1 protein-coding gene is annotated in these 10,283 nt (G+C 64.3%); it reads left to right on the forward strand.

The features are described from left to right. Window positions 1–6: 6 nt before the first annotated feature. Window positions 7–10,227: an MARTX multifunctional-autoprocessing repeats-in-toxin holotoxin RtxA gene (gene rtxA / locus OKC29_RS21470; RefSeq protein ID WP_270669696.1), complete on the forward strand. Its 10,221-nt coding sequence runs from the start codon at window positions 7–9 to the stop codon at window positions 10,225–10,227. The last annotated feature ends 56 nt before the right edge of the window (window positions 10,228–10,283 follow it).

Here is a 10,283-nt window from a genome sequence, read left to right on the forward strand (position 1 = left end):
TAATACATGGGAAAGAGTGTATGGAGAAGTATTGAGTACTTCTTTACCGGTAATTACACGGCAGATGACGGAAACAATGATATCGATGCCTATGGCCTCGGTGGCGTCATCCATGCCTATGGTGGTGACGACACCATCAGGGTCGGCTCCATCGGCGCCACCGTCTATACCGGTACGGGCAACGACAGCGTCTATGGCGGTGCCGCCTACCTCAAGGTGGTTGACGACTCCGGCAACCTGACCGTCAAGGGGGCGGCGGGCTATGCCGACATCAGCAAGTCCCAGTCCGGCAATGTCCATTTCGCCGGCGCCAGCGGCGCCACCAACATCGATCATCAGGGGCGCGACGGCGATATCCGCTATCAGGGGGCCGCGCTGGCCAACTTCCTGACCCGCAAGGGGATCAGCGGCAACGTCAGCTTCGAGGGGGCCGGCGGCTACAACAAGCTCTGGCACCAGACCGACCGCGGCGATCTGAGCTACAGCGGCGCCGGGGCGGCCAACAAGCTGGACCGCACCTGGCACAGCCAGTATCAGGGCTCGCAGGGCAACATCCACTTCTCGGGGGCCGGTGCGGCCAACATCATCAGCTCCCAGGTGGAGTCCGGCAACGTCACCCTGAACGGCGCCGGTGCCTACAACAAGGTGTTCCGCAAGGGGCGCGAGGGGGACGTCAACTTCAACGGGGCCGGCGGCTGGAACGAGCTCTCCCGCTTGCGCAACGAGCAGGATGAGTACCTGCAGACCCGCGGCGACATCCGCTTCAACGGGGCTGGCGGCTACAACCGGCTGCTGTCGGACGTGGCCGAGGGCAACATCCACTTCAAGGGGGCGGGGGGCTACAACCATCTCTCCCGCAAGGGCGCGGACAGCGACAGCTCCCCCTTCGCCGGCGCCCGTGCCGACGAGATCGCGCTGACCACTGCCACCATGGGCGGCAGCTGGATCAACCAGTCCCAGGCCGTCACGGCCATCAAATCCAGCCAGCAGCCCAATACCTACCTGTTTGCCTTCTTTGACGGCATGTACACCAAGGTCAACCGGGTTGAGCTCTCCAACGATGGCGGGAACGGTGCCCTGCGCTATCACGCCACCTCCTGGTACAAGGAGGGCAATCACCTCGATGGCTTGGCCGGTCGTCAGATCGATGCGGGCAACGGCTTTGTCTCGACGCAAACCGACGGCGCCTATCGGCTGAGCGATCTGGTGTTCGAGCGGCGTCAGCGCATCAAGCTGGAGGCGGTGGAAGCGGATCTGACTGAAAACAGCTGGATCAACTACGGTGGCGGGGTGAACGTGGCGGCTGCCGACGTGACGCTCTCCAGCGCCAAGATGAGCGGCTACGCCGTTTATCAGGACGGCACCAAGGTCGACGTGAGTGCGGTGAAATCCCAAAAGCAGGCCAACACCTATGTGTTTGCCAAGCTACTTGGCACCTACACCAAGATAGTGGTGGTGGAGCTGGCCAATGATCGGGAGACCGGGGCGCTCAAGTACCTCGCCAAGGCCTGGTACAAGGAGGGCAACCACCTGGCGGGGCTGGCCGATAAGGTCATTTCGGAGCATACCGGCTTCACCGCCATGGGGACGGGGGGCTACTCCCTGAGCGAGGTGCGCTACCAGCTCGATACCGTCACGGCCGTGTCGGATCGACTGCCGGCCACCCGCGAGTTCTCCAGCCAGCCGTTGCTGCCCCGTCAGCAGAGCGGCGGCAAGAGCAAGGGTGACATCTTCTTTGACGGCGCCGGTGGCGGCAACGTCATCGAGTCCGACGTGACCGAAGGCAACATCCATTTCAACGGTGCCGGTGCGGCCAACGTGCTGATCAAGCGTGGCCAGCGCGGCGACCTGGTGTTCCGTGGGGCGGGCCTGGCCAACGTGCTGGTTCATCAGGGTGCCCAGGGTCGGATGGATGTCTATGCAGCCGGTGCGGCCAACGTGCTGGTGCGCAGTGGTGATGGCGAGTACCTGGCCCGTCTGCTGGCCTATGGCAACATCTCGGTGCAGCAGGGCCGTGGCGACAGCCAGGTGGTCATGCTGGGCGGTTACAACACCCATACCCAGCTGGGCGACGGCCGTGGTCTGTGGCTGGCGGGGGGCGGCTTCAACCTGCTGACCCAGGTCGGCAACGGCCGGCTCGACGCCCTGTCGGTGGGTGGGGCCAATGTGCTGACCAAGCTGGGGGCGGGTCAACTGACCGCCGGCCTGCTGGGCGGCGCCAACGTGCTGACTCACGTCACTCAGGGCGAGGAGGCTGCCGACACCCGCGCCGTGCTGCTGGGCGGTGCCAACGTGCTGACCAGGAAGGGCAACGGCAAGGTACAGGCGATTCTGGGGGGCGGCGCCAACGTGCTGACCCAGATTGGTCAGGGGGATACCCAGGCGCTGCTGCTGGGGGCTGCCAACGTGCTGACCCGGGTCGGTGATGGCGATCTCTCCGCGGTGATGCTGGGGGGCGCCAACGTGCTGACCCATGTCGGCAATGGCGACACCCTGGGTGTGATGGGGGCCGCTGGCAACCTGTTCACCAAGGTGGGCGACGGCACGGCGATTGCCGCCATGATCGGCGCCGGCAACCTGTTTACCCAGATAGGCCAAGGCGATGCCTGGGCTCTGATGGGCGGGGTGGCCAACGTCTTCACCAAGGTCGGCGATGGCAATGCGCTGGCGCTGATGGTGGCCAAGGCCAACGTCTTCACCCATATCGGTGACGGCCTGACCGTGGCGCTGATGCTGGCCCAGGGCAACCTGGCGACCAAGGTGGGCAACGGCATGACGCTGGCCGCCATGGTGGGCAATGCCAACGTCTTCACCCACGTCGGTGCTGGTGAAACCTTCGCCGCCATGCTGGGGCAGGCCAACCTGTTCACCAAGGTAGGGGATGGCCTGACGGCTGCGCTGATGATCGGCAAGGCCAACGTCTACAGTCACATCGGCAACGGCACCAGCCTGGGGTTGTTCGCCGGCGAGCTGAACGTGATGACCAAGGTGGGCAACGGCACCACGCTGGCAGCCCTGTTCGGCAAGGCCAACATAGTGACCCATGTCGGCGGCGGTCTGACCGGCGTACTGGCGCTGGGCAAGGCCAACATCATCACCAAGGTGGGGGATGACTTCCTCGGTGCTATCGCCAAGGCCGATGCCAACGTGCTGACCCACGTGGGCAATGGCACCACCGCCGGTGTGCTGTGGGGCAAGGGCAACCTGCTGACCAAGATCGGTGACGGCACCACGGTGGGTCTGCTCATCTCCGAGGTGGGCAACGTGATGACCCACGTCGGGGCCGGCAGCACCATCGGCCTGGCCAAGGGACGTGCCAACCTCATTACCAAGGTGGGTGACGGCCTGGTGGTACAGGGCGCTTGGGGCGACGTCAACCTGCTGACCCAGGTCGGCAACGGCGATCGTTACAGCTTCGCCAAGGGCCGCGCCAACGTGCTGACCAAGGTGGGCGATGGCCGGGAAGTGGCCGTGCTGCAAGGGGAGGCCAACCTGGTCACCCAGATCGGCAACGGTGACGGCTACACCGGCGCCTGGGGCAAGGCCAACGTCATCACCAAGGTGGGGGATGGCCGTCAGGTCGTGCTGGCCAAGGGCGATGCGAACATAGTGACCCAGGTCGGGAAGGGCGATGGCTATCAGGCGCTGCTCGGCAAGGCCAACATCGTCACCCGGGTGGGAGACGGCATCCAGGTCACCCTCGCCAAGGGGGAGGTCAACCAGACCACCACGGTCGGGGACGGCCTGAGCGTGACGGCCGCCTACGGCAAATTCAACAACAACGTCAAGGTGGGCGATGGCACCACCATCAACCTGGCGTGGGGTGACTACAACCTCAACACCAAGGTGGGAGACGGCCTCAACGTTGCGGTCATGAAGGGCAAGGGCAATGCCAACGTCCAGATCGGCGACGGGCTGGACATCACGGCGGCCTATGCCCGTCACAACGTGGCCATCAAGATCGGCAACGGTGATTTCTACAGCCTGGCCATCGCCAGCAGCAACACCAGCAGCAACAAGCTCGGCACCCTGTTTGACAACATCAAGCAGACCCTGCTCGGCAGCGCCGGCAACCAGGCCATCAACTATCTGGTGCAGGGGGACGAAGAGGGCCCGCTCAAGGCGCCGCAAGCGGCCAGCCTGGGCGAGGTGCAGGGGCTCAGCGGCTTTGGGCTGGACGAGATTGGCGAGGTGAAGTCTTCCCTGGCCGGCAGTCTGACCGGCAAGGTGAGCCAGGCTGGCGAGCACGACGAGCAGGCCATGGACAAGGCGCTGCAGCTCGATGAGCAGGGATTGGCCCGAGGGGGTGAGAACCTCATCGTCAACGGCGATTTCGAGCGGGGCGCCCACGGTTGGCAGCATGCCGGCGCCGGGATTGAAGCCGATTTTTCCGCCGCCACCTACGGGCTGGCTGCCGACGGGCACGGTGCCCGGGTCAGCGAACTGTCGACTGACCGCAATACCCAGATTTCCCAGGATCTTGCCGGCCTCAAGGCGGGCGAGACCGTCAACCTGACATTTGATTTTGCCCGCCGGGCGAATATTTCCCTGCAACACGGCATCGAGGTGCTGTGGAACGGCGAGCGGGTGTTTGCCAGTGAAGGAGACGCCAGCAGCTGGCAGAGCAAGGCGCTGACGCTGACGGCCCGCGAGGGTCGCAACACCCTGGCGTTCCGCGGTATCGGTGAGAGCAACGGACTTGGCTACCTGCTCGACAACGTGGTGGCCACCGCCTCTGGCAAGGCCGAAATCGGCCAGGTCAGCGCCCAGCTGGCGCAAGACGACAACGCGGCCCGGGCGAGAGGCGATCAGGCGAGTGCCGACGCCGACAAGCAGCGGCTGGAGCAGGAGAAGGGGCAGCAGCTGGCCGCCATTGCCGGCACCCAGGCCCAGCTGGAGGCCACCGATCAGCACAAGCTGGCGCAAAATGGCCAGGATCAGCGTGCCGCCATCGAGGCGGAATCCCGCGAGATGACGGCGCAGCTCGATACGCTGGCGCGCCGCTTCGAGCAGGTCAGAGCGTCCGACGCGGCGAGCGAGCCGTCCGGCCAGCACTGGCGCACCGGCTTTGCCAACCGCCTGCTGAGCACGGTCCAGGAAGATCTGGACGATGCCGGCAACACGGCCGGCACGGCGATCGAAGAGGCCAGATCCCGCCATGAGGCGCAGCACCAGCAGCTAGACACCGCGCTGGCGAAGTCCAAAACGGGTCAGCAGCGCAGCGAACAGCTGCAGGGTAATGCCGAGGCGGCGGGCCAGCACAGGGCTGCGCAGGCTGAACAGCGCCGTCTCGACGCGCTGGCTCGCCAGGGGGAGGCGACATCGCGGCAGCAGCAGGGCGAAGCGAGTGCCAGCCAGGCACAGCTCGCCGGCGAGCAGGCGGCCAGCCAGGCCGGCTTGCAGGCAAACCAGGCCAAACAGAATGCGGCGAGCCTCAAGCAAAGCGGTGACAAGCCGACCCGCCAGGGCGTTCAGTCCGGCCCGTCGACGGCAGCCGGGCAGCCCCTGTTGCAGACCGGCGAGCTGGATGTGCCCGCTGTCGGTACCTTGTCGGCTCCTGATGAGGTTCCGCCTTCGGCCATCGACACCGCCACCGGGCTGAGCGAGCAGGAACAGTCCGCCCTCGACGGAGCGCTGGCGGCGGTCAACCGGTTGCAGATCAATGCCGGCTCCCGTCAACCGGTGGCCCCGACCCCAACGTCGCCCCCAACACCGAGCCAGGTGCAGCAGGAGGCGCAGGCGACAGCCACGGCGACCAAACCGGCGCAGCAGCATGAGGTACTGGCCACGGCGGCTGTGGATCTCACCGGTCTGCATGGTCCCCGTCCGGGCAGCAAGGCCGTGCCTGAGTTCAGCAGCCACTTCGACGGCTCTTCCATCGGCATCGAGAACGAGCTGACTGGGCTGGTGGTGGCGTTGCCGAAGAACTCGGCACAAAAGTTTGGCTACGTGCACGATGCGGCAGGCAACCCGCTGTTCATGCTGACCAAGGACATGAACCAGGGGGGGTACACCAATCCCGCCGGGATCAGCGATATCAAAGGGATCAACCAGTGGCAGACCCATACCATCGAGCTGGTGACCTATCCAAGCGAGATGCAGGATCAGCAGGCGGTGGAAGCTCGCAAGGAGGCCATGCTCTGGCTTGCCAGAGAGTTCACCCAGCACATCAGCCAGACCAATCACACCAGACTGTCCGATCTCGTGAGCGAGGATGGCCGTTTCACCCTGGTCATCTCCAATGCCAACCACGTGATCGCGGCCGGCAATGGTGCCGCCCGTGACGGTCAGGGGCAGACCATCGGCATGACGCCGAGCGGCCAGCAGGCGACCGTGGCGGTCAGCGCCAAGGAATTTGGTAGCGGCTCTTCCCAGGAGATCCGGCTGCTGGAGTCCGCTCCCTGGTATCACCCCGAGCTGAAGGAGCTGTTGCTGTCCAACACGACCAATGTGCAGTGGGAGGATGCGGCCACCGCACAGAATGTGTTTGCCTACCTCACCTCCATTTACGGCAAGACGGCCGATCTGGCCCGGGAATACGGCATTCATATCAATGACTGGGATCCGCTGGCAGAAGGGATCACGCCCAACGCCCAGGGGTTGACCGATCCCAAGGTCAAGAATGCCTGGGAAATCCTGCCGAGAACCAAGCCGGTGGCCATGTTGGCCCTGCTCAGTGCCCATGACCGCAAGCTGGTGTCCGAGCAGATCCTGGCGACCCTCAAGTCGGCCTATTCACCGGCGCTGGCACAGAACATCTATGACTACTTCAAATTTGGTGGCGAGGTGGCCGGGCATGGCATCAACAATGCGACCACGGGGGACAGCAAGCACCCCGAGCCGGCCATCCTGTTCGAGTTCCGCCAGGTGCCGAACGAGCTGAGCCAGTTTGTGCCGAAGTCGGAATCGACCGCCAGGGTGGAGGTGAAGACCCTCGACCAGTTCGACCCGGTCAGCCGCCGTACCATAGTGGCGGCGGTGAACAATCTGGTCGAGCAGAGTGCGGACTTCGACAGCTGGTATCAGGCCTATCGGGAGCGCCAGGGATTGCCGCCGGTCAAGAATGCCAAGAAGGTGGCCTCGGCCAACCACAAGGCCGAGTGGGTGATGGCCAACCATGCCGAGGCATGGAGCCAGCTCACCGCCGAGCATCAAGCAGAGGTGACGAGCGGACTGCAGGCCCTGGGCGGCCACAAACCGGGAGACCAGAGCCCGGGCGTGGCGAATGCCGATACGGTCCCGCTGGACAAGCAGCCACTCAATCCGCTGACCCGCTTCCTCAACGACAACCTCTACGGCACCCGTGATGAGCGGCGCCAGGTGGGCGACATCACCCGCCAACTGCTCGACCATGCGGTGAGCAAGGGCGAGGCCGAGCAGGTGACCCTGCAAGGAGATGCCGGCCGTCTGTCCGGTTACCTGCACAAGGGAGCCGAGCGGCCAGGTACGCCGCAGGATGGCAAGCCCGAGGTGGTGCTGTTCCTGCACGGTTCGGGGTCTTCCGCCGAGGAGCAGGCCGATGCGGTTCGCAGCCACTACCAGAAGCAGGGCATCGACATGCTGGCGGTCAACTTGCGTGGTTATGGGACGAGCGATGGCGGACCCAGCGAACAGGGGGTCTACCAGGATGCCCGCACCATGTTCCGCTATCTGGTGGAAGAGCGCGGGGTGGCGCCTGACAAGATCCTGATCCACGGCTACTCCATGGGCGGTCCCATTGCCGCCGATCTGGCCCGTTATGCCGCCGAGCAGGGCAAGCCGGTGGGCGGGCTGCTGCTCGATCGCCCCATGCCCAGCATGAGCAAGGCGATCACGGCCCACGAGCTGCCCAACCCGGGCGGTCTGGTGGGGGCGATCGCCAAGGCGATCAACGGTCGTTTCTCGGTGGAGAAAAACCTCGATGGCTTGCCCAAGAGCACGCCCATCATGCTGCTGACCGACAACGAAGGGCTCGGCAGCGAAGGGGAAAAACTGCGGGCCAAGCTGGCGGTGGCCGGTTATCAGGTCAGCGGCGAGCAGACCTTCTATGGCCATCTGGCCAGCAACCGCCTGATGGGCCAGTACGCCGAGCAGATTGTGGATGACTTGTTCAACCGCACGCCGTCGGCTGCAGACATCGAGGCGCCGCTCAAGGGCATCGAGGCCATCAGGCGCGATCTCAAACGCTATCAGGAGGCGCTCACCCCGCAGGTGGGCAGCAATGGGGCGACCAGAGACATCCGTACCACCAAGGCCTTCCTGGCCGGGTATCAGCAAGGGTTGGCCGGCAAGGTGGTCGAGGGCTTCCAGCCCGACATGAGCATGACCCAGCTGGTGGACCTGTTCGTCCAGCCGACCCTGTCGCCACAGCAGCAGGGGGCGCTGGCCTGGGAGATCGAAAACCGGGCGCTCAAGAGCACCATCAAGCCCAGGATTGAGCAGTCCAACCGTCTGTTCCGCGACGTGGCTTCGCAAGGTGGCACGGATCCATATGCCAGAGAGCATCTGGCTCCTCAGCTGTTGCTGCTCAATCTGGCGGATGACGGCTTCGGTGGTCGCTGCGATCCCCTCTCCAAGCTGGTGCTGGTCGCCAAGCAGCTGGAGAGCGAGGGGCAGCCCGATCTGGCGCGGCGCATGATGGAGAAGCTCTACTCCGCGGCGGCGGTCATCAACAACCCGGATCGCTACTCGGCAACCGAGCTGGACAATGCCCGCAAGCTGGTGGGCAGCCTGGCGGAGATCCATACCAACACGCCGGCCGCCTACAACTACGACAGCCTGCGCAGCATCAAGTACGACATCGTCAAGGAGAAGTGGGAGGGCAAGAACGCCATCTCTCTCGACACCGTGCTCACCAAGCTGACCGCCAAGGGCAGCGATGCTCCCGTGTTGCTGGAGCTGGATGCACCGGGCCACGCCATGGCGGCCTGGGCCAAGCAGGGAGAGTCTGGCCGGATCTACGGCTTCTACGATCCCAATGCCGGCATCGTCGAATTCTCCTCCGCCGAGAAGTTCAGTCGTTACATGACCCGCTTCTTTGGCAAAGAGGGGCTGGACATGGCCAACGGCTACCACCTCAAGCCGGGGCCGGACGGCAAGCCGCTGTTCTTCAGGGTCAGCGAGATGAACGGCGCCGAGCTCGCCCGCTTCAAGCCGTCCAAGGATCTGGCCAACAAGGTCACCCTGCAGGAGATCCTGCAGTTGCCGGTATTTGACGAGAGTCCGATGGCGGAGGTGCCGGGCAAAATGGTGGTGACGGAGCGCACAGGCAGGCTGTTTGCCGACGTCTACGGCCCGGATGAGTTGAAAAAAGCCGCCCAGGTCTTTGCCAAGCCCATTGGCGAGTCTTATCAGCAGATCCTGGATCAGCTCGCCACGCTGCACGGTGCCAGCGGGCAGGCCAAGGTAGAGGCCGCATTGCGGTTGAACAATCTGATCGATGACTACCTGGTCAAGCACGAAGGTTCCGGCAGAAACCCGGCGCTGAGCAAACTGCAGAGTCAGCTTCACGGCAATCTCTATCGCGGCGAGCTGGCCTCGTTGCAGACCGAGGTGACGGCGCTGGCCAAGACCCGCCCGGACCTGGCTGCCATTGTCATCGGCAAGGCCGCCGAAGAGGCGCAGGGCCAGCATCCGGGTCTCACCCAGATGGTGCTGCGCTGGGCGGCGCAAGACCCCTATCTGGCGGCCAAGGCTGGATACCAGGGGGCCGTGCCGGTGGATTTGCCGTTTGATGCCCGCTTCCACATCGCGCTGGGCGAACACCATGGTGACCTGAAGAAGTGGCTGACCGAGGCTCAGGGGAAAGGGCTGCTGAGTCGGGCCGTGCTGGACGACACCCGCAAGGTGCTGCATCTGGGTTACTCCTATCAGGAGCTGCAGGACATGACGGGGGAGCAGTCCGCCCAGATGGCGGTCTACTTCATCAAGGAGGCTGCCAAGCAGGCCGCACCCGGTTCGGAGCTCTCTGCCGAGCACATCATGCTGGACAAGTTCGGTGACCGCCGTTACCTCGGTGAGCTGGAGTCTCGCCGCATCGAGCAGATCGAGAACATCTATCACAGCAGCAAACAGACCGATGTGGCTGCCTGGGATGTCCGCTATGGTGGCGACGCCCTGCGGACACTGAACGCGCAGCTGGATGGGGATAGCACGCTGGCCGGACAACTGGCACGCCTGCTGGATAACCGCAATGGCCTGCTCATTGGTGAAACCCATGGCAGCGATGGGCGTTGTTTCCCAAATTGATGCAGCTTGAATGGAACTAACTGAGGACTCGGTGATCTGATCACCACCATCCTCTT

The organism is Aeromonas sp. QDB34, assembly GCF_027705405.1.
GTDB lineage: Bacteria > Pseudomonadota > Gammaproteobacteria > Enterobacterales > Aeromonadaceae > Aeromonas > Aeromonas hydrophila.

Excerpts from the sequence above, each read along its gene's own strand:
- rtxA (WP_270669696.1), top strand. The coding sequence starts at position 7 with ATGGGAAAGAGTGTATGGAGAAGTATTGAGTACTTCTTTACCGGTAAT.